This window comes from Sunxiuqinia rutila, from assembly GCF_050589705.1.
GTDB classification, from domain to species: Bacteria; Bacteroidota; Bacteroidia; order Bacteroidales; family Prolixibacteraceae; genus Sunxiuqinia; species Sunxiuqinia rutila.
Map to the genome: position 1 here is coordinate 252,214 of NZ_JBNGOT010000007.1, position 26,202 is coordinate 278,415.

15 protein-coding genes and 2 tRNA genes are annotated in these 26,202 nt (G+C 43.9%); 13 read left to right on the top strand and 4 right to left on the bottom strand.

Translation table 11 applies throughout. The features are described 5' to 3' along the window. Positions 1-71 precede the first annotated feature (71 nt). Positions 72-614: a DUF4251 domain-containing protein gene (locus ACRD6K_RS11175; protein WP_430973322.1), complete on the top strand. Its 543-nt coding sequence runs from the start codon at positions 72-74 to the stop codon at positions 612-614. Between the two features lie 302 nt (positions 615-916). Then, positions 917-1,357, top strand: a complete 441-nt coding sequence (locus tag ACRD6K_RS11180) for a zinc-binding dehydrogenase (protein WP_430973323.1) — start codon at positions 917-919, stop codon at positions 1,355-1,357. On the opposite strand, the gene ACRD6K_RS11185 is transcribed toward ACRD6K_RS11180, so the two are convergent. After that, entirely contained in the window at positions 1,342-1,926 is a 585-nt protein-coding gene (locus ACRD6K_RS11185) for an RNA polymerase sigma-70 factor (protein ID WP_430973352.1), read from the bottom strand. The genes ACRD6K_RS11180 and ACRD6K_RS11185 overlap by 16 nt on opposite strands. A gap of 223 nt (positions 1,927-2,149) precedes the next feature. Here ACRD6K_RS11185 and ACRD6K_RS11190 point away from each other — a divergent pair, with 223 nt between their 5' ends. The 11 genes from ACRD6K_RS11190 to ACRD6K_RS11240 all read left to right on the top strand — a co-directional run bounded on the left by ACRD6K_RS11190 (position 2,150) and on the right by ACRD6K_RS11240 (position 24,277). Next, complete coding sequence (locus tag ACRD6K_RS11190) at positions 2,150-3,136, top strand: FecR family protein (protein WP_430973324.1); 987 nt, start codon at positions 2,150-2,152, stop codon at positions 3,134-3,136. 190 nt (positions 3,137-3,326) lie between these two features. Then, positions 3,327-6,683, top strand: a complete 3,357-nt coding sequence (locus tag ACRD6K_RS11195) for a TonB-dependent receptor (RefSeq protein ID WP_430973325.1) — start codon at positions 3,327-3,329, stop codon at positions 6,681-6,683. A gap of 14 nt (positions 6,684-6,697) precedes the next feature. Further along, entirely contained in the window at positions 6,698-8,539 is a 1,842-nt protein-coding gene (locus ACRD6K_RS11200) for a RagB/SusD family nutrient uptake outer membrane protein (protein ID WP_430973326.1), read from the top strand. Positions 8,540-8,560: 21 nt separating this feature from the next. Continuing rightward, positions 8,561-9,448: a discoidin domain-containing protein gene (locus ACRD6K_RS11205; protein ID WP_430973327.1), complete on the top strand. Its 888-nt coding sequence runs from the start codon at positions 8,561-8,563 to the stop codon at positions 9,446-9,448. Between the two features lie 329 nt (positions 9,449-9,777). Further along, complete coding sequence (locus ACRD6K_RS11210; RefSeq protein WP_430973328.1) at positions 9,778-12,666, top strand: M60 family metallopeptidase; 2,889 nt, start codon at positions 9,778-9,780, stop codon at positions 12,664-12,666. A 44-nt stretch (positions 12,667-12,710) separates the two neighbouring features. Then, positions 12,711-15,335 (top strand): beta-N-acetylglucosaminidase domain-containing protein, encoded by a 2,625-nt coding sequence (locus ACRD6K_RS11215; RefSeq protein ID WP_430973329.1) that lies wholly within the window; start codon positions 12,711-12,713, stop codon positions 15,333-15,335. Positions 15,336-15,394: 59 nt separating this feature from the next. Then, positions 15,395-16,690, top strand: coding sequence for a DUF3472 domain-containing protein (locus tag ACRD6K_RS11220; RefSeq protein WP_430973330.1), 1,296 nt, complete (start codon positions 15,395-15,397; stop codon positions 16,688-16,690). Between the two features lie 216 nt (positions 16,691-16,906). After that, positions 16,907-19,408, top strand: a complete 2,502-nt coding sequence (locus tag ACRD6K_RS11225) for a glycoside hydrolase family 95 protein (protein ID WP_430973331.1) — start codon at positions 16,907-16,909, stop codon at positions 19,406-19,408. 203 nt (positions 19,409-19,611) lie between these two features. After that, positions 19,612-21,516, top strand: a complete 1,905-nt coding sequence (locus tag ACRD6K_RS11230; RefSeq protein ID WP_430973332.1) for a sulfatase family protein — start codon at positions 19,612-19,614, stop codon at positions 21,514-21,516. A 68-nt stretch (positions 21,517-21,584) separates the two neighbouring features. Next, complete coding sequence (locus ACRD6K_RS11235) at positions 21,585-22,715, top strand: glycoside hydrolase family 43 protein (protein ID WP_430973333.1); 1,131 nt, start codon at positions 21,585-21,587, stop codon at positions 22,713-22,715. A gap of 26 nt (positions 22,716-22,741) precedes the next feature. After that, complete coding sequence (locus ACRD6K_RS11240) at positions 22,742-24,277, top strand: sulfatase family protein (protein ID WP_430973334.1); 1,536 nt, start codon at positions 22,742-22,744, stop codon at positions 24,275-24,277. A gap of 123 nt (positions 24,278-24,400) precedes the next feature. Here ACRD6K_RS11240 and ACRD6K_RS11245 read toward each other — a convergent pair. From ACRD6K_RS11245 to ACRD6K_RS11255, 3 genes are all read right to left on the bottom strand, one after another. Beyond that, positions 24,401-24,475: transfer RNA gene (locus ACRD6K_RS11245), tRNA-Val, on the bottom strand. Between the two features lie 191 nt (positions 24,476-24,666). Continuing rightward, positions 24,667-24,741, bottom strand: a tRNA-Val gene (locus tag ACRD6K_RS11250). Between the two features lie 87 nt (positions 24,742-24,828). Further along, positions 24,829-26,130 carry a bifunctional folylpolyglutamate synthase/dihydrofolate synthase gene (locus tag ACRD6K_RS11255; RefSeq protein WP_430973335.1) on the bottom strand — a complete coding sequence of 434 codons (1,302 nt, stop codon included), beginning with the start codon at positions 26,128-26,130 and terminating at the stop codon, positions 24,829-24,831. Positions 26,131-26,202: the final 72 nt, after the last annotated feature.

Sequence of the window (26,202 nt, forward strand, 5' to 3'; positions counted from 1 at the left end):
GCTGGCGACATTCTATATTTTTGGAATAAAACTTGTATAGTGCTTACACATAAAAGGATAAGGAGGGTAAGATGAAAAAGCTAGTTGTAATTTTGTTGATACTTATGGTTTCGCCAGGAGTATGGGCGCAGCAGGAATCTGAAAGCTCAGCCCCTAGCAAAAAGGAAAAGCGCCAACTGGAACTGGAACAACAGTTTCTGCAAACCCAGGCTTTGCTCGAAAGCCGTGATTTTGTGCTTGAAGCTGATTTCCTGCAAGATCGCTATGGCAATCGAGTGTTCGTAAGTTCCATCATTAACTTCATTGCCATTGATAGTACCGAAGCTGTTATTCAGATAGGATCGAACCACAGCTTTGGCCCGAATGGGCTTGGAGGGGTAACGGCTAAAGGAAGGATTACCAACTGGGAATTGAAAACCAATGAGAAGAGGAAATCATTCCGATTGACCGTGAACGTAATGACCAATATTGGTTTGTATGATGTTAATTTCTCGATCAGTGCATCCGGAAGAGCCACGGCATTACTTACCGGATTAAGACGAGGCAATTTGTCATTTGAAGGAAACCTGATTCCTCTTCAGGAATCATCTGTTTTTGAGGGGAATTCGATTTGAATCAGGACTTGAATATTGAATAGAATCGTTATCTTTTTGAATGAAAGGGTAACGATTTTTTTTTAGGAGAAAGGATAGTTTTTGATTCATTGAATAAAATTATAGGTTACAGTGTTCAGATGTTATGACAAGTAACGTGGTTCAGATAATTCGTAATGCCAATACTATGAGATTGAATGTTTTAATAGTCCGGATAATTTGCTGATGAAAACATGTTCGCTTCCTGTTGTTAAGGATGATGAGGTTTGAATACAAATTGAATAAATCAGTATTTATCGCGTGGACTTCAGAACTGCGAATTGGTGTTGTCGCTCAAAGCCAACGAGCATGTTGATTACCAGACAAAGCCATTTGAACAAGAAGTGAATGATATTGATTTCGTCCTCGATACTATTGGTGGAGATTATATCGATTGCTCCTTAAAGGTAATTAAATCGGGAGCTACAATCATTAGCATCGTTTCAGGACTGAATGAAAGTGTTGTAGAAAAAGTCTCAAGGAAGAAGATGAATGAGCTAACGATGGTTGTGAGATCCAATAGTGATGATATGGAGTGGCTTGCCGACTGGTTTTCTAAGGGGCGTTTATGGGCTCATATTTCCAAAATCTTTTTTTTGGAGAGATGGCAAATGCTCATTTTCTCTTGGATTCCGGACATACAGATGGGAAATTTTCGTAATTCCTTAAGAATTGGGGACTATTGTTTATTGTATAAAACTTCGATTTGTTATAGGTACAAGTAAAGAGGAAGCAGATAAAGGTAATCTTTCAGGTGGACACGCATAATCGTTAATGCTTTGGAGATATGGTACTCAACTGTTTTTACCGAAATATCCAATTCATTAGCAATTTCAGCATAGGTTTTCTCATTGTGACGGCTCATCATGAATATCTTTAAAGTCAGCTCTGGCATTTTCTTAAATGCCAGATTGATTTTTTGCTGAATCTCCTCAATTTCCAAATCACTCAGGTTTGGTGGGGCTTCCACGGTTAATAGCTCAAGCGTTAAATAACGTGCTCCTTTTTTCTTTTCCGTTTTCAGAACATCAAGACATTTATTTCGAACTACTTTGTACAGCCATACTTTTGTTGCTTTGGTAGAGTTAAACTGCTCCCTGATCTGCCAGTAATTCATAAAGGTATCCTGAACAAGATCCTGACTTTGGTCAAAGTCTTGAACAAAGCTAAAGGCGAAATGGCAAAGTTCCGCAAAGTACCGGTCAAATACCTTTCTAAATTCGTCGGATGTAATTGCTTTGTTGATAACTAATCTCCTTTCCCTTTTTTTATTTAATACATCGGTAAAAAGTATATCCTTCGCTTTAAAATATTAATAATTAGAAGAATAATTCCGGTTAATTGCTCGGATAGTGTTTTTTTCTTTTATATACTTTGGTGTGAAAAAAAACACGGCATTAACCTTTTGATATGTAGAGTGTTAAGCGCTGGACGTTACAAAATTAGCAAAAAAAATTACTTTTCAGTTAGGGTGACATCATGTTTTGTCGTTTATGTACTACATAGAAAGATATAACATGAATATGTTTCAGAAGTTGCTTGATGGCTTTATAATAGGAAGAGAAAACAGTCAAATTGATGACAAATTCTTAGAGCGGCTGAGAAAGTCGCCGGAAGATCGGGCAGATGCTCGAAGAAAACTCTATGGAATGTACTTGGTCTTTGGAAGTAAGGCAAGCCAAAGCTGGTTGGATGCTAACTTTATTCAGACTCAAAGAAAAATAAGGCAACGTTTACTCTTCAGAATGGTTTCAAGAGTTGCGGCAGTTGTTGTCGTACTATTATCCCTTGGAGGTATTTTATGGTGGCAACTAACTCCTGCTTCTTCGCTTGAATGGAATAAGGTGGTATTGGGAAGGGGGGAGCATCGAACTATTCTTTTGCCCGATAGCAGCAAGGTAACATTGGCTCCTGCTTCGACATTTGAGTACCCGAATGAATTTTCCGAAACTACCCGAAGAGTGATGATTGATGGTGAGGCTTACTTTGAAATTAGAAAGAATAACGGAAAACCTTTTATTGTAGAGACTCCTCGAAGCCTGGTTCAGGTTACAGGAACCAGTTTTAATCTGCGAAGTTATACAGCTGACTGGAATGAAGAAGTCATGTTGGTTGAGGGAGGAGTAGATGTGCGTTACTTCAGTACGACCGGAGGCATGGTTGGAAAGTGTACTCTTACTCCCTACCGGAAAGCCTTGTTCAATAAAGCAAAAAATACCATTGAAGTCAACAAGTTCGATGTTTCAGAACGACCACTTTGGATGAATGGAACACTCTCATTTCGTGATGTGCGCTTTGATCTTATTGCAAAGATACTGGAAAGACATTACAATGTTGATATTGTTTTTAATGATGAGGCTTTGAGGTCGTTAAAGCTTAATGGCGATTTCAAAAATGAAACGATTGTTGATATCCTTGAGGCAATTAAAATATTGACCCCATATGACTATAACTATAATCAAAACACACAAACAATTTATTTATCAGCCTATCGAGACGAGTAAAATGTAGGGACTAGGCATCCCATTTAAAACAAGCGAAGCATGCGCCAACATGCTTCGCAGAATAACTATGCTTCCGATCAAGGAGGCAAAAATTAAGTTAAGTAAAAATTCAATGTCCTAATTTATGAAAAAAAAATGTTTCAGCCATGCCTGCTGCGATATTTCGCGGTGGCCAAAATGGTTTGTATTTATGAAATTGACAATTTTTATTTTATTAGCCAACATCTTTCTGGCAACTGCCAGTGAGGGGTTTTCTCAAGCACAGCGATTAACAATCAATGTGCAGGATGTGGCGCTGAATGAGGTCTTTAAGCTGATTCGTGAATCCTCCGATTACAAGGTTTTGTATAAGTCAGAAGACGTGGATGGAAATACCTTGGTTGATTTGAAAGTAAAGGATGCCTCCATTCAGGAAGTGATGGACTATTTGTTGAGTGGAAATAAGCTGGGATATACCATTCGTGGAAATCAAGTAGTCATTCATCAAGTTAATAGGAAGGTAGTCCAACAACAATCGAGAACTATTAAAGGAGTGGTAACAGACACCGAAGGGGCACCGATTCCAGGGGTAAGTATCTCCATAAAAGGAACCACTACGGGAACTATTACAGATGCTGACGGGAATTATTCATTGGATGTATCAAAAGGAGATCTTGTTGTATTCTCGTTTGTGGGAATGGAAGCACAGGAAGTACCTATTACTAGTCAGTCGGTCATTAATATATCATTGCGTGAAGAGACCCTTGGCTTGGATGAGGTAACTGTTGTTGGGTATGGAACCCAGCGTAAGGTAAGTATTGTTGGTTCGGTTCAGTCAATTGAACCCGATGTACTGAAAGTTCCCTCCAGTAATATTTCGACTTCATTTGCAGGTAAGCTAGCCGGGGTTATTGCCTTTCAGCGTACTGGCGAACCCGGTGCTGATGGTGCCAACTTTTATATTCGTGGTATTTCAACCTTTAGTGGCGCTACCAACCCTTTGATTATTGTGGATGGGGTGGAAGTTTCTTCTGGAGATTTGAATTCCCTGCCCCCTGAAGTTATTGAAAGCTTTTCAATTCTTAAAGATGCTACTGCAACGGCTTTGTATGGTACGCGTGGTGCTAACGGGGTGATGATTGTAACGACCAAAAGTGGGAAGGACCTGGATAAAGTAAAAGTAAATGTCCGGGTTGAAAACTCCATTTCTGCTCCTACGTCTGTTCCTCAGTTTGCTGATGGGGCCAAGTTTATGGAAATGTACAATGAAGCTGTTATTGGACGAGGAACAGGTGATGTGCCCTACTTGCAAAGTAAAATTGATGGGACACGCCAAGGGATTGATCCTTATCTTTTCCCCAATGTTGATTGGTATAGCGAACTGTTTAAAGACTATACCATGAACCAGAGTGCCAACGTCAGTCTGCTAGGTGGTGGAAAGAAAATGGACTATTTCATGAACGTTTCGGCCAATATGGATAACGGTATTCTGAAAAAGTTCGATATCAACTCCTATGACAATAATGTGAAGGTGAAGCGATACACCTTTCAGAACAATATTAATGCTTATCTGACTCCAACTTCACGCGTTTCCCTTCGCTTAAATACGCAATTACGCGATTATCATGGTCCAGCCATTGGCGCTCAGGATGTTTTTGGCTTAACCATGGAAGCAAACCCGGTTGACTTTCCGATTATGTGGCCCGAACGGATGATTCCTTCTTCCTTTGGAAATGATGGTGTGCTCGACCACATTGCTTTTGGAGGTAAGTCAGGAGGACGATTTAATGATGGGTACCGCAACCCCTTTGCCGAAATGGTAAAAGGATATGCCGATGGTTTTCAAAGCACGGTTATTGCAACCCTTGACGGAGAACAAAAACTGGATTTTGTAACCAAGGGGTTGACATTTAGAGCGATGGCTTCATTCAAAAACTGGAGTAATACAACGGTTAATCGTTCTGGAGGAATAAACCAGTATGCAGTCTCCAATATTCGTGAAAATGATGAGGGCGGTTATGACTACGACTTTGAAATGGTAGGAAATGTGCAGTCTCCTACCCTGGGAACCAGCACTGGTACGTCTGGAGACCGTTCGTTGTATTTTCAAACACAGTTCCAGTACGATCGTACGTTTAACACGCATAACGTATCCGGGATGTTACTTTACACACAGGATGAATACATGGTCAATAATCCTGACGGGCTAATTGCCTCATTACCACAACGTACACAGGGTATTGCCGGGCGTGCTACGTATGGTTATGATGACCGGTACCTGTTTGAAGTTAACTTCGGATACAATGGAAGTGAAAACTTTGCCAAAGGAAAACGCTTTGGATTCTTTCCTTCCGCAGCTGTTGGTTATGTGGTGAGTAATGAAAAGTTTTGGGAGCCTTTAAGTAACGTGGTCTCCTGGCTGAAATTGCGGGCATCATGGGGAAAAGTAGGGAATGACCAAATTGGAGGTGAGCGTTTTGTTTATTTGTCTGATATTAATCTAACCGGCGCGGGCTATACAACAGGTATTGATCAGAACTATGGACGCAGTGGCCCGGTGTATAATCGGTATGAAAACAGTAATATTTCGTGGGAGGTTGGTGAAAAAGTTAACTTAGGGGCTGATTTCCGCTTGTTTGATAAAATTAATGTGGTTGCCGATTTCTATCGGGAAGTGCGTGATGGAATTTTTCTGTCCCGCCAAGTTATCCCAACATCATTTGGAACTGATGGAACAAATATCTATGGAAACCTAGGTAAGGTTGAGAATAAGGGGTTTGATATGTCATTGGATGTCAACCATAAATTTTCATCGGACTTCTCCATGCAGCTAAAAGGTACATTCACTTATGCGCGTAATAAGGTGTTGGAACGTGATGAGCCTGCTTTTAGCCAATACCCAAATCTATCCAGAGTCGGACATCCTGTTAATACCTTGTGGGGGTATGTCGCTGAACGCTTGTTTATCGATGAGGCTGAAATCGCCAACAGTCCGACACAGCAGTTGGGAGGGACGGTTTTACCTGGAGATATTAAGTATACTGATATCACAGCGGATATAGATGATCTGAACCTTATAAACAGTGATGACCGTGTGGCGATGGGGCATCCCACTGTTCCGGAAATTGTTTATGGTTTTGGTCCGTCATTCCAATATAAAAAACTGGATTTCTCGTTCTACTTTCAGGGAGTGGCCCGTACTTCATTCTTTATTAACGGGTTTCATCCGTTCGGTACGAGCAGCATTCGCAACGTCTTGGATTTTATTGCTGAAGACTACTGGAGCATTGAAGATCAAAATGTATATGCGTCTTATCCTCGTTTGAGTAAGTTGGATCATCCCAACAATACGGCCAATTCTTCTTACTGGTTGCGAAATGGCGCATTCCTGAAACTCAAGAATCTGGAAGTTGGCTACACTCATAAGTTTGTACGTGTTTACCTGAGTGGAATGAACTTGCTTACCTTTTCTGAATTTGATTTATGGGATCCGGAAATGGGGGGTGGAAATGGATTGAGATATCCGACTCAGCGTGTATTTAATATTGGTATTCAAATGTCATTGTAAAAAGAAACCGAGTTATGAAGAAAATGTATAAATTATTGATAGCATTACTTTGGGTGACAGCTTTGGCTGGCTGTACGGACTATCTGGATGTTGTTCCGGATGAACGTCCGACGGAAGCAGATGCTTTTAAGAATGTCTATGCTGCCGAGAACTTTCTGTACTCGTGCTACAGCTATATTCCCAATCCACGATCCGGAACCTCTTCTATTGACTTTATGACAGCTGATGAGGTGGTTACCGCATTTGAACATGAGACCTTTGCGCATTTTCCCAAAGGGAACTTTACGGCTTCAAACCCGGTTATTTCTTATTGGAATACCTTATTTAAAGGAATCCGTCAATGTTACCTGCTGATTGATGGAGTTGATCAAACTCCTGGGCTGTCTGAGCAAAACAAAGCGCTTTACAAGGCTGAAGCTAAATTTTTGATTGCTTATTATCACTTCCTGTTGGCGCGCAATTATGGGCCAACCATTATTGTAACTGAAGTAGCTGATATTAATATGGCTTTTGAAGACTTTCCTTCGCGAGCCCATTTTGATGAAGTGATTAATTTTATTGTAACCACACTTGATGAAGCAGCTGCTGATTTACCAGTGCGGTATTCGGCAACAAGTGCTTACGGTCGTGCAACCAGCATTGCCGCTAAGGCAATGAAAGCCCGTACATTGTTGCTGGCTGCCTCGCCTCTGTTTAACGGTGGTGGAGAAGATAAAACCAGCTTTTACACAAATTTTACCGATAAGGAAAACAACCAGTTGATTAGCACGGTTTATGATCCTCAGAAATGGAAAAAGGCAGCAGATGCAGCCAAGGAAGCCATTCAGCTGGCTGAGGCAAACGGTCATGCGTTGTATACTTATAATGAGTCATTGGGTGATTCTTATCCATTGGACGAGGCCGAACGTAACCTGCGTTATACGTTTATTGATCGTTACAGCGAGGAAATCATCTGGGCTGATACGCGTCGGGAAGGATACTATGATTTACAGAATAAATCAACACCTTTCATTCAAGGGCGTGCCTGGAATGGAGTAGCACCCACTTTGAGTATAGTTGAAGCATTTTATACCGAAAACGGCTTGCCTATTGATGTTGATCCGGAGTTTGACTACGATAACCGTTATTCGATTGCAACCGGACCTAACGGGACAACTTTGAAATTGAATCTGGACAGGGAACCTCGTTTTAATGCGTGGATTTCATATCACAACAGTTTTTATGAGGTGATTAGAGATGTGGATGGAGAAGTGGTTGAACAGATTAGAACACAGTTCAGACGTAATGATAACTGTGGAATTCAGGGGCGTAGTAATAACTACTCGCCAACCGGATACTTAAATAAAAAGGGTGTTCACCCCAAACTGGAGCAACCCTCACTAACAGTGCCTTCTCAGCAATATCCCTGGCCGGTAATTCGTTTGGCCGATCTATACCTGATGTATGCCGAAGCACTTATCGAATATGGAAGTGGAGCGGAGTTCAATATTGCCAAACAATACCTTGACTTGGTAAGAGAGCGTGCCGGAGTTCCATCGGTAGATGAAGCATGGGCTGCAGTTGGTGGAGCAACGAACAGGGCTACACTGCGACGCATTGTTCGGGATGAACGAACAATCGAATTCTATTTGGAGAATCAACGATTTTGGGATTTAAGACGCTGGATGGTTGCTGAGACCCATTTGGGAACTCAGGCTGAAGGGATGAACATTCAGGGAGCGACCGACGATGAATTTTTCCGGGTGACAACGGTTCCTTTTCAACGTCAGTTCCGTTCACCGGCTTTCTATCTGATGCCTTTACCACAATCTGAGATTGACAAGAATGAAAAATTGGTTCAAAATCCAGGGTATTAATTAATTTAAAAGCTTTTGACAATGAATAAGATATTATTATTTATCCTGTCTTCATTTTTCCTGGCCTTTGTTGCAGGATGCAATGATGACGAAGACGATAAAACTTACCAGCTCCCCTCACAAGTGAGTGAGATTTCTGTTGAACCAAGGATTGGGGGGGTACTGGTGTCATGGACTATCCCTACTGATTCAAACTACTTCTATGTACAAACCCGTTATGAGAAAAATGGGCGTACAATCAATACCAATTCCAGTATTTATACTGATAGTGTATTGATTGATGGTTTGATAAATAAGAATGAATACGTGTTTGAACTACAAACTTTCAATGAAGCTGTGATTGGTGGAGATATTGTAACAACAGATGCAGTTCGTCCTATTCGTCGTCCGTTGGATATTACTTATGACATCGAAAATGCAACCATGTTGGAGTTGACGGAAGACATGATTGAAACCTTTACACAGGAATCCAGTGAAGGTCCCAAGAAAAACCTGTTGGATGGCAACATCAATACCTATTGGCATTCGGCTTGGTCTTCGGGAGTTGCCCCGCTTCCGCATTATATCCAGGTTACTTTTGCAGAAGTAACCAAGCTTGGTGGAATGCATTATACATTCAGGCAGAATGGTGATAATGGAGGTCGTCCGGATCAGTTTGACTTGCAGGTTAGTGAAGATGGAATAGAATGGGAGACCGTATGGGTTTCATCTGAAAACCTGCCAACAACTCCGGTTGATGATGAAAAAACACTCACGTTTGGTAAAAATCATGAATCGCGTTATTTCCGTATTCGAATTATTTCCAATCCGGGTAATAAAACTTATACACATTTAAGCACGATCCATTTATTTAGTATGGGTGAGCGGATTATAGATCTGGAAGAAGAAGCCGAAAAAGATTACCGCTAGTTTTAGTTGCTGAATTTTATTCAGTTAAGTTTGTGCCGGCAGGTCGGGAATCCTGACCTGCCGGCTTTTTTTATACCCAAAAGGAACCGGAGTTCATTTCCTGATTTCTCGTTCAATGAAATTTTGTTTTTGAGAGTTTACGCCCGAAGCCGTTTGAAAATAGAGTCAACCCCATTCTGTTCGATTTTTTTAGAGATCGCTTTTCTCAATGGTGGAGCTCTGAAGTTTCAGCGATGTTGTAAGATTGTAGTCTGTAGCTTAACTTTCTAGGCTAGATACAAGGGGATTCCGGTAAAGCATTTAATTATTGTAGAACTAAACATGAAACGATGAAAAAAATGAAATTGATCCTGTTATTGATGGGAATACACCTGATGTTGCTCCAGTCGTGCAGCAAAAATTCTGAAGTAACCTTAGCTACTCCCGTTCTTGAGATCGACCAAAGCAAACTTGAAATTGGCTTTTTAGCTCAGGAATCCTCCTCGAACATCCAAGTCAATACCAATGCAGAGAACCTGCAAATTGAAAGCTCTGCCAGCTGGTGTATGACCAGTTACAATAGCCAATCGAAAAACTTAAGTATTTCGGTGGACGAAAATGCGGCTTTAGCATCGCGCAGCACAACAATAAAACTAACGCATGGCAACTTAAGCCAAACCATTTCGGTAATGCAGTTTGGTATTGAACCTTCCATTTTTGTTTCCATCGATACTTTAATGACCGATTTTAGGTCGAAAGATCTTACCATTGAATTGTACTCCAATGTTGGAGTGAAAGCTGAAAGTGAAGTGGATTGGATGGAAAATACGACCCAGCTGAAAAGTGTATCCATCAATCCGGTGAAGTATACCTTCACCTTTAATATTAAAAACCTTTCAGACAGTGATGTTCGTGAGGGACACCTTTATTTCTCGCATGAAGAAGGCGATTTGGCAGATACTGTGTTTGTAAAGCAGTTGATCGTGGTGTCTGATGATTATGAGCCAGGGTCTTCCGATGTTTTTGAGAAGGATCAGAAGCTGCCTGTGCTTTCAGCGACTCTTACACCATCAGATAAGTTCCAGGGTGGCCAGAATATTGACATGAGCTTGGATGGGGAGCTTGGTACTTTATATCACTCACCATGGGGAGGTATGCCCGACAAGCCGGCAATTACATTTGAATATATGCTGGATCCGGAACAATCTTCGGTGATGAATTACCTGGTGCTTCATCCACGGATCAGTGGAGCCAATGGGATCATTAAAACGGCTACTGTGTGGGTGAAAACTCAGGAGAAACCCACCTATGAAAAGGTGGCTGACATTGCTGCAGCCAATAGCAATAATCCTGTGGTCGTGTCTTTCGAAACACCTGTTTTGAACCCCCGAGGGGTTAAAATTATCGTGACCGATGCCTACACGCATGATGCCGGTAAATATTATGTTTCTCTCGCCGAGTTCGAATGTTATGAAAGTAAGTCGCTTAATGCCTTGGATCAGGATTTGAAATTCTTTACTGATGCAACCTTCTCAGAACTTGCTCCTGGCATTGGGATCAATGACCTGGCTCAAATTAAAAACCAATTCTTACAAAATATTGCAGCTTACCTGTTGACCGGGAAATATCCGAAGGAGTTTCGTGTACAGGAATATGAACCATATCGGCCTTTTGGAGAATTAGCTTCAGAGTTGAAAACCAGTGCTTATAGTCAGTTTGAGAATCCAACAGGAATCTATTTTTCTGCCGAAGAAGAAGTGATCCTGTTTGTTGGCGAGAAACAAGGAGCTGACATGCAGTTACGAGTGAAAGACTTTGGCCCATCGGGCGATGACAATTCTTATCCTTTGAAGGAGGGATTGAATGTATTGAGTATGAAAGGCCAGGGAAATGGCTACATTAGCTATTATAGCAACGACTATGAAAGCTTGCCAAAGGTTAAAGTGCACATTGCCTCCGGACAAGTTAATGGCTACTTCGATATAAGCAGACACTCCAACGAAGATGGGCGAACACTTTTGGAGCAGGCTGTTAGTGGGATTATGGATATCAAGGGCGAGCGTGTGCAATTGGCCTATAGTGTCAACTCACTGAAAAACTACAGTCTGAATAGTTTGCACGAACTGACAACCATTTACGACAGTATTGTGAGTAGCCAGCAGACTATGATGGGACTTAGGAAATATAACCGGCTACCTAAAAATCATATGTTGGGGCGGGTTATTTGGGAAGGTTACATGCATGCTGATGGTTGGGGGGCTGCTTTTCATGATAATACCATGAGTACCATCGCCGATCCGCAGAAATTAAGAAATAGCAATTGGGGCCCGGCCCATGAATTTGGTCATGTTAATCAGACACGCCCCGGACTGGTTTGGGTGGGTACCACAGAAGTAACCAATAATATTTTCTCCAAGTGGAGTCAGTTTAACTATACACCCTACAGCATGCGTTTGGAGCATGAGAATGTTGGAGGTATGGTTGGGGGGCGTTTCAACGCTTACATGAATAATGCCTTTATAAACCAACAGGAATGGGGGCTTCAGGCGGGGCCTGATGCAAACTATGGACCCAATGCGAATAATATATGGGGAGGCGACGTGTTTGTTAGTTTGGTTCCGCTGTGGCAGTTGCAGTTGTTTTTTCATATTGCTGGTGAAGGCAATGAATGGCATCGACCTTACTTCTATGCTGATGTTTTTGAAGCCGTTCGGAATACGAATGAGTCTGGGATGCCTCATGGACAGTTGCAATTGAATTTTGTGAAGAATGTATGTGATGCAGTACAATATGATTTGACCGACTTTTTTACTCAAATTGGAATGCTAACACCTGTTGATAAAATGTTTAATGATTATACTAACCGGCAAAAAACCATTACTCAAAGTATGGTTGATGAAACGGTGAGTTACATCAGTCAGTATCCCAAACCGGAGTTGAATCATTCAATACAATATATTTCAGTCAATAGTTATCAGGCCTACAAAAACCGTTTGCCCGTAGTTGGAACTTATGGAGAGGGAGTCGTGGCTCTGAGTAATCAGGTAAAAGTAGATCATGCGGCATGGAGAAATGTCACTATATTTGAAACTTTCTCCGGAGATGAGCTTAGCTGGATAACCATGGTAGGCACAGGCGATGCCAACAATCGGTCTACCTTAGTTGCCTACCCTGCAGGTGCAACCCGAATTGAGGCAGTTGCATTTGACGGTGCGCGAACGCTGGTTTACGGAGAATAGAAGAATACTACTTTTATTACTCTACTACTAATTATTGAAAACAAATGATGTTTAGAAAATGGAGCTTGTTGCTGCTTGGTCTGGAATTGATGGCAGCGACAAGCGGAAGCGCGACGAATGTGCAAGTGGAAGTTGAGGAGACGAAGTCGGATGTGGCGGCCTTACTGGCAGATCAACGACAGTCCGGTTTCGAAATGCCGGACATCTATCCGGTTCCTCAACAAGTGAATCCGAAAGGAGAAAATGTTTTACTGAAGAAAGGACGTACAAGTTGGAAATTAAGTGACCAGCTTGATGCGGCCAGCAGGCAGCTGTTGCATGGCATGCTGGATGGTTTTTCAGTGAAAGTGGTAGCTGCTTTGGCTGGCGAACCGGGAACGAAAAACTACAGTAAGGTTCCGGAACAGGCCGAGGGCTATTTTTTAGCGGTTTCTGCAAAGAAGATTATTCTGGTAGGACGCGATGCTGCGGGGGTTTTTTATGCCGCGCAAAGTTTAAGTCAGCTGTTGGAAAAAACAGAGGATGGCTTGAGCCTGCCGGCCGTTGAGATTGTCGATTGGCCCGATGTTGAATTTCGTGGTACTGTTGAGGGATTCTACGGCAAGCCCTGGAGTCATGCGGACCGACTGAGTCAGCTTGAATTTTATGGAAAGTATAAGCTGAACACTTACATTTATGGGCCGAAGGATGATCCTTTTCACGGGTTTTCCGACCAATGGCGGGAACCTTATCCTGACGATAAAGCCGCTCAGATTACCGAGCTGGCCGAAACGGCCTTGCAAAACCAGATCAACTTTGTTTGGGCCGTTCACCCGGGGAGAGATATTCACTGGACCGACACTGATGGCGACGGATTGATTGACGACTTTGTGGCTTGTTTGCAAAAGTTTGAAATGATGTATGAGCTTGGGGTGCGTTCGTTTGCGGTATTTTTTGACGATATCAGCGGAGAAGGGACTGATGCTTCGCGACAAGCTGAAATGTTGAATTACCTGAATGCCGAATTTGTGCGAAAAAAGGATGATGTTACACCACTGATTATGTGCCCAACGCAATACAATCGAGCCTGGTCGGGTGGTGACTACCTGTCAATTTTGGGTAAGCAGCTGGATCACGATATTAACATCATGTGGACCGGCAATTCGGTGTGCGCCGACATTGAGCGCGATGGCATGGATTGGATCAATGCTCAGATAAACCGGAAAGCCTTTATCTGGTGGAACTGGCCGGTAAGCGATTATGTGCGTACCCGCTTGCTTTTAGGACGAACTTATGGATTGGATCCCAATAATCTGGGAACCCTTTCAGGCTTTGCTTCCAATCCAATGGATAAGCCGGAAGCATCGAAGATTGGCTTGTTTGGAGTAGCTGATTACACCTGGAATATGGCTGGTTTTCAATCGCAGCAGTCGTGGATTGACGGGATTCTGCGTTTGTTTCCGGAGCTGCACAACGAGATGTTGCTTTTTGCAAGTCATAACAGCGACCAGGGACCGAACTCTCATGGCTATCGGCGCGAAGAATCAGTTGCCATTTTACCCTATACTTCGGCTGCCTTGGCTTCCTGCAAGGAACAAAACAACATGACTGATTCTGTGAAAATACGATTGAAGGACGAGTTTGATCATATCATTCAAGCTGCACACCGGCTTCAAAGTCAACTTCCCGAAGTCAATCCGGCACTTTATGATGAGTTGGAGTATTGGTTACTATCGTTTGAAGCTTTAGGCCGGGCCGGAAAAGAGACCATGGCTTTAGCCGAAGTTTCAGCGGCGCAGCCAGAAGATATGTTTAGCCAAATCAACAAGGTGTTTGGGCAGTTGCAGGCAATGGAGCAATACAGCCATCAGCAAAAGTTGAAAGGTGCTCCTGATCGCTGGGCTCGCGGGTGCGAAGTGGGGGGAACCGTGCTCACTCCTTTTGTAAATCAACTTTTTCAGCAATTAGCCCAGGAACGTTTTGCAAAATTTACGGGCAACCAGTATGCTGACATCGCTAACGACAGTCAGGAGCAATATCAGTTGTTGACTTCGGTTGAGGCTTTGAAGCGTGTTCCGGTGAGTCGTCAGGGTAAGTTTGTTACGATAAAACCCATGCTTGAAGTGATTGCCTTGCAGCCGGATGATTTTATAGGCATTGAACTACCGGACGGTATTTATGCCAACTACATTCACCTAAAACTGGACAATCCGGAAGTGAGCGAGCGCGGAGAAGTGCAGGTTTCAACCGATGGAGTGGAATGGAAAACCCAGCCAATGCATAGTGATGAAGCCGAGTTGCAAGCAAGGTTGGATCAGAAGCATCAAATCCGTTATATTCGTTTCCGGAATAAATCTGAAGAAAAGCTTGAGCTTAAGGTTAATCAATTTAAGGTAGATGTGCCGGAAGATGCACGTATCAACAGCGAAACGGCTCTATCTGATGGCGACTTGTTTTCTTTCTACACGGTGCCTCAATCAAGCGAAGCCTTGGTAATTCCAAAGCCGGAAACTGCCTCCGGATCACAAGTATGGGTTGTGGGTGACACCAGTGGTGTGGAAATTATTTATGCCAATGGAACACGGGTGCACTATTCGGATAAAACGGCAGATAAGAGTCAGAAAATCACTGGAGTTCGTATTCTCAATTCAAAACAGCCTACTCAGCTTCAGGAAATTATTTGGGAATAAACGCCAACCTGTGAATGATAATACAAATCAAACAAGTAGAAAAAACTAACAGTAAACATATGAAAAAGCAAAATCAGATTGTAAAAATGTTTGTAGCGGCTTTGCTGGCTTTAGCGCTTCAGGCCGGAATGGTGGCAAAAACGCTTCAGGCTCAGGTATTCATTCCAACCACCGGCAACAGCTGGGTGATCAATAATGGTTCGAAAACAACTGAAAACATTGGCCCGGATGGGATTCACATTCAGAATGGTTATTCTAAAGTATTTCGGACTTTTTTTTATGCTGAAGAAACCGGCACAATTCAGTTGGGAATTAAGGGCCACGTGATGAATGGAAAAGCGCGGCTAAAATTGGCAATGGGGGCACAAGAGAAAACGGTCGAGTTGACAAACGAAACGCCGACCATTCTTTGGGCAGGCGATTTCACGGTGAACAATCCGGGGTACCAACAGCTGGACATCAGCCTGCTTGATGGCGATGCAACTGTTCAAATCAGTGATGTGGCAGTGAACGGAGTGCCGACCGAAAAGGGATTCTATTTTGCGAAAGATGACTTTTACTGGGGCCGCCGGGGACCATCGGTGCATTTGCGTTATCTGGTTCCCGAAACGGTAAAGGATGTTACTTATTTTTACAATGAAATTACTGTTCCTGTTGGCGAAGATGTGATTGGCTCTTACTTTATGGCCAATGGTTTTGGTCAGGGCTATTTCGGTATTCAGGTGAACTCTGCCGAAGAACGTCGTATTTTATTTTCTGTTTGGAGTCCGTTTCATACCGATAATCCCAATGAAATACCGGAAGATCAACGAATCAAAATGCTTCGAAAAGGAGAAGGTGTTCATACGGGTGAATTTGGGAATGAAGGCTCCGGCGGACAAAGCTATAAGAAGTTTATGTGGAAGGCCGGAGTTACTTATGGCTTTTTGTTGAAGGGTGTGCCTAATGGTGATAATTCCACCACATTTACAGCGTGGTTCTTTGATCCTGAAACAGAAGACTGGTCACTGATTGCCAGTTTTGAACGCCCGAAAACAGATACGTACCTCACGGGTTTGCACTCGTTTTTGGAGAACTTTATTCCGCAGGCCGGAACATCGAGCCGAAAGGTGCATTACACCAACCAATGGGTGGTGGATGCGAAAGGAAATTGGACTGAATTGAATCAGGCAGCCTTTTCAGCAGATGCTACGGCTCGCAAAAATTCGCGTTTGGACTATGCCGGGGGCCAGTTTGGCGATACCTTCTTCCTGAAAAATTGTGGGTTCTTCACCGGGAAAACGGATTTTGGCGCACAGTTTACCCGCGAGGCTAAAGGGAAGCGCCCTGCAATTGATTTTAATTCACTGCCTTAATGCAAAAACAGGAGAGACATTCAGAAATAATTGTAGAAGCTTGCAAAATGTAGCTGAAGCTATGAACGCGGGACTTGTTGATTTTTAGTCAACTTTTCCCGTGTTTTATTTCAGATAAGCACCTCTTTGAAGGTTTTCTATTGAATGAAATTATCCTATTTTTAAAACTTTATTTTCAAATCCTGTTTGACTAATCGATATAAAAACACGAAACGAATGATTAAAATAACAATGAAACACCTTATGCTGATAACCTGTTTATTGGCACTTTTGGGGCCTGTTCAGGCCCAAACAACCTACACCAAAGGCTTGTCGGTTTGGTTTGATGAGCCGAATGATCTGAGTGGAAAAGCCATTTGGTACAGTGGTGATGAAAGTCGCTACAAAGGAGAGGACAAACCCATATCTGCTGGAAATTCAGCCCGAAATGCTGATCAGGACTGGGAATCCAAATCGTTGCCTTTGGGTAACGGAAGCCTGGGGGCCAATGTGATGGGATCGGTTGCCACTGAGCGCATCACTCTGAACGAAAAAACGCTGTGGCGGGGAGGTCCCAATACGGCTAAAGGAGCAGCTTATTATTGGAATGCCAACAAGCAGTCGGCTCATTTGCTAGACGATATTCGTCAGGCTTTTGTTGATGGCGACCAGGCGAAAGCAGCCCGCTTGACCCGTGAAAACTTCAATGGTCTGGTGCCTTATGCATCCGATGCTGAGAAACCGTTCCGCTTTGGCAATTTCACAACCATGGGGGAGCTGTACATTGAAACCGGAATTGATGAAACAGCGATAAGCGATTATCAGCGCATTCTGTCAGTGGACTCGGCTTTGGCTGTGGTGCAGTTTCAGGCCGATCAAATTCATTATCAACGACGAACTTTTATTTCTTATCCGGACCAGGCGATGGTCATCCGGTTTTCGGCCACTGAAAAAGGGAAGCAAAACCTGAATTTGAGTTATGCCCCCAATCCGGTGTCGGAAGGTACGATGCAGGCTGATGGACAAAACGGATTGGTTTATACCGGCCGTTTGGATAACAATAACATGCAGTTTGTGATTCGGATTCAGGCTACTGCGAAAGGCGGAACTTTTTCGAATGCGGATGGTAAGCTGAAGGTAACCGGAGCCGATGAAGTGGTTTTTCTGCTTACGGCAGACACCGATTACCAAATGAATTTTGATCCGGACTTTTCAGATCCGAAAACCTATGTGGGAGTTGATCCGCTTGCAACCACTCAAAACCGTATGAAACAGGCAATGAGCAAGGGGTACGATCAACTTTTTAGCAATCATTACCAGGATTATTCCACCCTGTTTAACCGCGTTCGTTTGAACTTGAACCCAACGACAGAAAGCCCGATGTTGCCAACCAACAAGCGTTTGGAGCGTTACCGTGCGGGAGAAAAGGATTTTCACCTGGAAGAATTGTATTACCAGTTTGGACGTTACCTGCTCATTTCCAGCTCTCGGCCAGGTAATTTGCCAGCTAACCTGCAGGGGCTTTGGCACAATAATGTGGATGGTCCATGGCGGGTCGATTACCACAACAACATCAATGTACAAATGAACTACTGGCCAGCCTGCGCCACCAGTTTGGATGAATGTATGCTGCCGATGATTGATTTTATTCGCACGTTGACCAAACCGGGTGCCGAAACGGCCAGGTCCTATTTTGGTGCTCGTGGATGGACTGCTTCCATTTCAGGAAACATCTTTGGTTTTACGGCTCCGCTAACCAGCCAGGATATGTCGTGGAATTTTAACCCAATGGCCGGACCGTGGCTGGCGACCCATGTTTGGGAGTATTACGATTATACGCGCGATAAACAGTTTCTGAAAGAAACAGGCTATGAGCTAATCAAAAGTAGTGCGCAGTTTGCGGTGGACTATTTGTGGCACAAGCCTGATGGAAGCTATACCGCAGCGCCGTCAACGTCTCCGGAACATGGCCCGGTTGATCAGGGAACCACCTTCGTACACGCAGTGGTTCGTGAAATCCTGTTGAATGCCATGGAAGCCAGTGAGATTTTAGGAGTCGACAAGCAGGAACGCAAGCAGTGGGCTGAGGTTTTGGAAAAACTGGCTCCTTATCAAATTGGGCGCTATGGTCAATTGATGGAGTGGTCGGAAGATATTGATGACCCGAAAGATAAGCACCGCCATGTGAACCACCTGTTTGGCTTGCATCCGGGACATACGATTTCGCCTATTGCGACTCCCGAACTGGCAGAAGCTTCGCGCGTGGTTTTGGAGCATCGGGGCGATTTTGCTACCGGATGGAGTATGGGCTGGAAGCTAAACCAGTGGGCGCGCCTGCACGATGGCGATCATGCCTATAAATTGTATGGCAATCTGTTGAAAAACGGAACGCTGGATAACCTGTGGGATACGCATCCTCCGTTTCAGATTGATGGAAACTTTGGCGGGGTAGCCGGAGTTACTGAAATGCTGCTACAAAGTCACATGGGCTTTATTCATTTGTTGCCTGCTCTTCCTGCGGCCTGGGGAAGTGGATCAATCAGCGGACTTTCGGCACGCGGTAATTTTCAGGTTTCATTGGAGTGGAAGGATAACCAACTCTTGCAAGCCACAATTATTTCAAATGCTGGTGAAACTTGCACGGTTCGTTATCTTGATCAGGAATTGACTTTCAAAACAAAAAAAGGAAAAAGCTATAGCATCCGCCAGCGTGATGGAGCATTGAAGCTGGAAAACTAGTCCTCAGAATGGAGGAGATGATTTTAGAAGACCAGGCTTAAAAGCCCTGGCGGAAAAGAGAAGCATTTTTCCGATGCTTCTCTTTTTTTTTAGATCATCCTGTTAAATAGTTCGGCTTTAAATTGATCAGAATCAATTAATTTAGCATATTTATTTCAAATTAAGTTGCTGAAATAAAATAGCCTGAACTAAAGTTACCTCCTATGAACCTCACTAAACCACCGAGAATACTGCTTTGGATACCGTTGCTAGTTGGAAGCACAGCATGGGCACAGCCCAAACCCAACATTTTGTGGATCACCATCGAAGATACTTCGCCCCAATTTATTGGATGCTATGGCAATGAAGATGCCCGGACACCTGTTATTGACCGGTTGGCCGGCGAAGGCGTTCGTTTTACAAATGCGTTTTCTACCGGAACAGTTTGTTCGCCCAGCCGATCAGCCATTATAACCGGCGTGAAGACCTATAAAACAGGCACCGGAAATCACCGGAGCAACTATCCGGTTCCGGAGTTAATCAAAGGATTTCCTTATTACCTGAAATCGGAAGGTTACTACACCACCAACAACAGTAAAACTGACTACAATGTAGCCCGGGCTAAGGACTTTATTAAAGAAGCCTGGCATGAAAGCTCGGGCAAGGCGGGCTGGTGGAACCGACAGCCGGGACAGCCCTTTTTTGCCGTTTTTAACTTGGTAGATAGTCACCAGTCCCGAACGATGACAGAAAGTTATGCGTGGTATGAACAGCATGTGCTGGAACATCTGGAAGAAGCAGAACGCATTGGCGATGACGATTTTGAGATGCCACCATTTTACACGGATAACCCTGAAATGCGCAGGCAGATGGCCCGTGTCTATAATTCCATCAAACTAACGGATAATAAGATTGGAGCTTTGTTGACCCGGCTGAAAAAGGATGGATTGAAAGACAGTACGATTATCTTCTTTTATGCCGATCACGGAGAGGGCATTCCGCGCGGGAAAACCAATGGGATTAACCTGGGGTACCGGGTGCCATTTGTGGTTTGGTTTCCTGAAATGTACAAGGATCTTTCGCCATGGGGAACGGGCGTGGTTACCGATGAGTTGGTTGATTTTACGGATCTGGCACCAACGATGATCCGTTTGGCAGACGGGGAGCCGGCTGCCCATTTGGAAGGCCGAAGCTTGCTGGGGGCCAATCGCTCTGAAAAGGCCGATTACCTGTTTTTATCTTCAGATCGCTCAGACAATGGAATCGATAAAGTGCGAACAGTGACGGATGGTAAGTTTGTGTATTCCCGAAATTTCATGCCGTTTATGCCTGAAGCCAGGTACATCCGCTACATGGAAATTGGGGAGATTAAACAGCAAATGCGCAAGGACCTGGCTGAAAACAAACTGAATGACTTGCAGCAAAGCTTGTTTGCAGAACGATCCGCTGAATTTTTATATGACATTGAAAATGATCCTTGGGAAACCAAAAACCTGGTTGCTAATCCTGATTTCAAGCCTGTTTTGGAGCAAATGCGTAGCCAGTTGAAAATGGAGATTCTTCGTGCTCGTGATGTTTTGCTTTTGCCTGAATATGAAATTGGCTTGATTTCAGAGACAACAACGCCTTATGAATTCCGACTGAATGATCAAAACTATCCGGTTGAGGAAATCTACAAGGCTTCTTCCTTGTCGGGAATGCGAGGCAAAAAGGTGGCTAAGCAGCAGTTTGAATTGCTTCAGTCCGATAATAAAATCGTTCGCTATTGGGCTATGATTGGCTTAAGGTCGCAGCACTCGGAAGATTTGAAAGCATTCGAGCCTGAAATTGTTGAGGCCATGACAGACAGCTATCCTCCCGTGGCAATCACGGCTTCGGCCATTGCTTTTCAGCTTTTTCAAAATGAATTGGCAGAAAACCGGCTGAAACAATTTTGCCTCAGCAACAACATGGACCTGGCCTTGATGAGCCTGAATTTCTTGCTATATGTTGACAATAAACAGCCATTTGTGGAGGTCGTCAAGGCCGTTCGTGAAAAGAAGGCAAGTATTTACAATGTGAAGGCGGCCTGTGCTGATTTTTTGGGGAGTTTGGGGCTTATCTCTAATAATACCGATTTCAGACAATAGCGAGTTTTGCAATAGAATTAAGAAGGATAAACGATGAGCAGACTTAAAAACTTAACTAATTTTAGAAAGTGAAATTATCCAAAGAACTAACGACCCTGACTTTTGTTTTGCTGAGTTTGTTTTGCTCGGCTCAAAACAACAAGCAACAACACTTCGAGCCCGGAGCAATCTGGCCCGATAACAACGGTGTTCATATCAACGCACATGGAGGCGGCTTGCTGGAGTTTGAAGGAACCTACTATTGGTACGGCGAACACAAGATTGAAGGCAAAGCCGGTAATCAGGCCAAGGTGGGGGTGCATGTTTATTCTTCCACCGATTTGTACAGCTGGAAAGATGAGGGAATTGCCCTTCGGGTTTCCAATGATCCTGAGAGCCCGATTGTGCAAGGATGTATCATCGAACGTCCGAAAGTTATTTTCAATAAAAAGACGGGCAAATTTGTGATGTGGTTTCATCATGAATTGAAAGGAATGGGGTATTCAGCAGCAAAAACCGGCTTGGCCGTTGCTGACTCACCTATTGGTCCATTTACCTATCAACACAGTGTCAATCCCAATGCGGGGCGGTGGCCGATGAATTTTACGGCAGAGCAAAAGCAAATGCGTTTTCCTGAAGACTTGAAGAGCTGGTCGGAGGAATGGCTCGCTGCCGTTGCTGATGGCTTGTTTGTTCATCGTGATTTAGAGAAAGGACAAATGGCCCGTGATATGACCCTTTTTGTGGATGATGACGGGAAAGCCTATCATATTCATGCTTCGGAAGAGAATCTGACCTTGCATATTGCTGAGTTGAATGAGGAATACACGGACTTTTCCGGGCGCTATGTTGCGGTATTGCCTGCCGGGCATAATGAAGCACCGGCTATTTTTAAGAAAGACGGCAAATATTACCTGATTGCTTCTGGTTGCACGGGGTGGGCGCCCAATGCAGCCCGCTCGTTTGTGGCTGACTCCATTTGGGGGCCGTGGAAATCTTTGGGGAATCCCTGTCGGGGAACCAGTGTGCAACAACAAACTACCTTCGATTCCCAGAGTACCTTTATTTTTGAAAATCCGCATAACCCGGGTGAGTTTATTTTTATGGCTGACCGTTGGAGCCCTGAAAATGCCATCGATGGACGCTATATCTGGCTACCCATCATGTTTGAAAATGACAAACCAGTTATTCACTGGCAGGAAAAATGGCAACTGAAATAAGCACTAATTCTCAATATTAATAAGTAATGAAAAATCTACTACTGACTACTACTTGTATGGCCGCGGTTACGGCCTGCACAACAAGCGAAAAACAAGCGACAGAGCTTAACCCCAACATTGTTGTAATTTACCTCGATGATTTGGGTTATGGGGATGTGAGTGCCTATGGGGCAACTCAGCTTAAAACGCCAAACATGGATGCCCTTGCCAATGGAGGCGTTCGGTTTACCGACGCTCATGCCACCTCGGCGACCTGCACGCCCAGCCGTTTTGGCTTGTTAACCGGCGTGTATCCCTGGAGAAACAAGGATGCTAATATTCTTCCGGGAACGGCACCTTTAATTATTGATACCGCACAGGTAACTATTCCTAAAATGCTTAAAAAACAAGGTTATCACACCGGAATCGTGGGGAAATGGCACCTTGGCCTGGGAACCGGAGTGGTTGACTGGAATGGGCATATCGCTCCCGGACCAAATGAAATGGGGTTTGATGATGCTTACATTATGGCTGCTACACAAGACCGGGTTCCAACCGTATATATCGACAATGGTTATGTGGATAATTTGGATCCTAATGACCCGATTGAAATCAGCTATCAGCACAACTTTGAGGGTGAGCCAACAGGAAAAGATAATCCGGAATTGCTGACCATGAAATGGCATCATGGACATAACAATAGCATTGTGAATGGCGTTCCGCGTATTGGATTCATGAAAGGCGGGGAAGCGGCTAAATGGAGTGATGTGGACATGGCCGACCACTTTTTGATAAAAGCGCAGGAGTATGTGAGAAAGCATAAGGATGAGCCCTTCTTCTTGTATTATGCCATGCAGCAACCGCACGTGCCACGTACGCCACATCCTCGTTTTGTAGGTTCAACCACCATGGGCCCCCGTGGGGATGTAATTGTTGAGGCCGACTGGTGTATTGGTGAATTTGTTAAAACACTGGAAGAAGAGGGCTTATTGGAGAATACGCTGATTGTATTGAGCAGTGATAACGGGCCTGTAATTAATGATGGTTATTATGATGATGCTGTTGAGAAACTTGGAAGTCATACGCCGTCAGGTCCTCTTCGGGGTGGAAAATACAGTTTGTTTGAAGCGGGTACACGCGTGCCGTTTATCACTTACTGGAAAGGTAAAATTACTCCTCAGGTATCTGATGCTCTGCTTTGCCAGATGGACTTGTTAGCTTCTCTGGCTTCCTTGGCTGGCACGGAAGAGAAGACAACCGATAGTCAGGATTTATTACCCGTGTTGCTTGGTGAAAGTGCTGCCGGACGGGAGGAGTTGGTGCTTGAAGCCACTAGCCGTACTGCCCTGCGTAAAGGCGACTGGCTGATGATTCCTCCTTACAAAGGACCAGCAAAGATCAAGAGTGTCAATATTGAGATTGGAAATTCGAAGGATTTTCAACTGTATAATCTGAAAGATGATTTGGGACAGCAGCAAAATCTGGCTCAGGAACAACCGGAAAAGCTGGAGGAGATGATTAAAACCTATTCCGCACTCCGCGGTGTTGAAAAATCGAAAATACAACCAATCGAATTAAAATAACTAGCTGTAAACGAATTAAAAGCTTATTAATACCATGGGGGAGACCTCATGGTATTTTTTGAAGGTGCTCTAAAAAACAGAGCATAAAAAAAGAGAAATACCACTTGGATATTTCTCTTTTTGTGGGCGGTGAGGGATTCGAACCCCCGACCCTCTGGGTGTAAACCAGATGCTCTGAACCAACTGAGCTAACCGCCCGAATGTTTTCTGAACTCACCTCCTTTTCAGAAAGGCGTTGCAAATATAGAGTCTTTTTTTGCGATACCAAAATAACTTTGAAAATAATCGAAAAAAAATGTCAGAGACTCGGAGTCGCCTGTGTTTTCTGTATTCTTCAAGATTATTTGAGGCATAAAAAAGAGAAATACCATTTGGATATTTCTCTTTTGTGGGCGGTGAGGGATTCGAACCCCCGACCCTCTGGGTGTAAACCAGATGCTCTGAACCAACTGAGCTAACCGCCCGAATGTTTTCTGAACTCACCTCCTTTTCAGAAAGGCGATGCAAATATAAATCCTTTTTTCAGGCAAGCAAAAGAAAAATGGAAAAAATTAAGAAAAATAATCAGCCACCACAAAGGTGCTTCCGCCAATATAGATCAGGTCTTCGGCTTCTGCCTGCGCTTGGGCTTTTGCAACTGCTTCAGAAACAGGTGAGACTACTTCTCCGTGTAGCCCGAAAGCGGCTGCCTGCTTAGCCAGGTCAGCTGCAGGAAGCGCTCTGGGGATACTGGCCTGGGTGAAATAATAGTTGGCTTGTTTAGGCAGAATCGCCAATGCCAAGTCCAAATTTTTGTCGTTGACCATGCCTAATACAATATGTAGTTGCTTCCATGGAGTCGCATGCATTTGTGCAACCACCGCTTTTAGTCCGGCTTCGTTGTGCGCCGTATCACAAACCATCAACGGATTGTTTCCAACGACTTCCCAGCGGCCCCGAAGTCCGGTATTGCTAGATGCATTGGAAAATCCCTCATAAATTGCTGACCGGGGAATTTCCCAGCCCTGTTGGGTTAACAGCTCAAGTGCTTTCAAAACCCCAGAGGCATTTTTTTGTTGGTAGTTGCCAAGTAAGTCCATTTTCAGATTCGGGAAAACAAGTTCTCCGTTTTGCTGAAAATTGAAAAGTTGTTTTCCTTCTGGCAAGAGCATCGAATAGCCTGCTTGAAATTCCTGATCGGCAAAGGAGATGGGGCTGTGCTTTTCGTGGGCGACTGCCTCAAATACGAAATTGTAGGCATGGTTGCTTTCAGAAATGACCACAGGTACATGGGGTTTTATAATGCCTGCTTTTTCAGCTGCAATCTGCTCAATGGTGTTGCCCAGCAAGGCGGTATGGTCGAGGCTTATGTTGGTAATAAGTGCCAGTTCAGGATCAACAATGTTGGTTGAATCCAGTCGTCCGCCCAAGCCAACTTCTACAATCGCAACGTCAACCTGCTGGTTTCTGAAATAATCAAAAGCCATGGCCACCGTAATCTCAAAAAAGGAAGGCTCTAGTTGCTGAAGCTCTTTCGATTGGCGGAATTGATCGACAAATGCGACCACTTGCTCTTCTGGAATCATTTCGCCATTAATTTTAATTCGTTCCCGGAAATCAATTAAGTGGGGCGAGGTGTAAAGACCAACTTGATAACCGGCTTCCTGCAAAACCGAAGCCAGCAAGTGGGAGCTTGACCCTTTCCCATTGGTGCCGCCCACATGGATTGTTTTAAACTCCTTGTGAGGATGGCCAAAAAATTGGTCTAAAGCCAGCGTATTGTCCAGAGTGTTTTTGTAGGCTGCCGGCCCTGTTCGCTGGTACATGGGTAAGCGCGTATATAAAAAATCGAGGGTGTGTTTATAACTTGTCATTGCTAATCATATATTTACCGAAAAATGAGTTTAAGGTGTTGATAAGATTTGCTTTGTTTTGAGTCCTTCAAT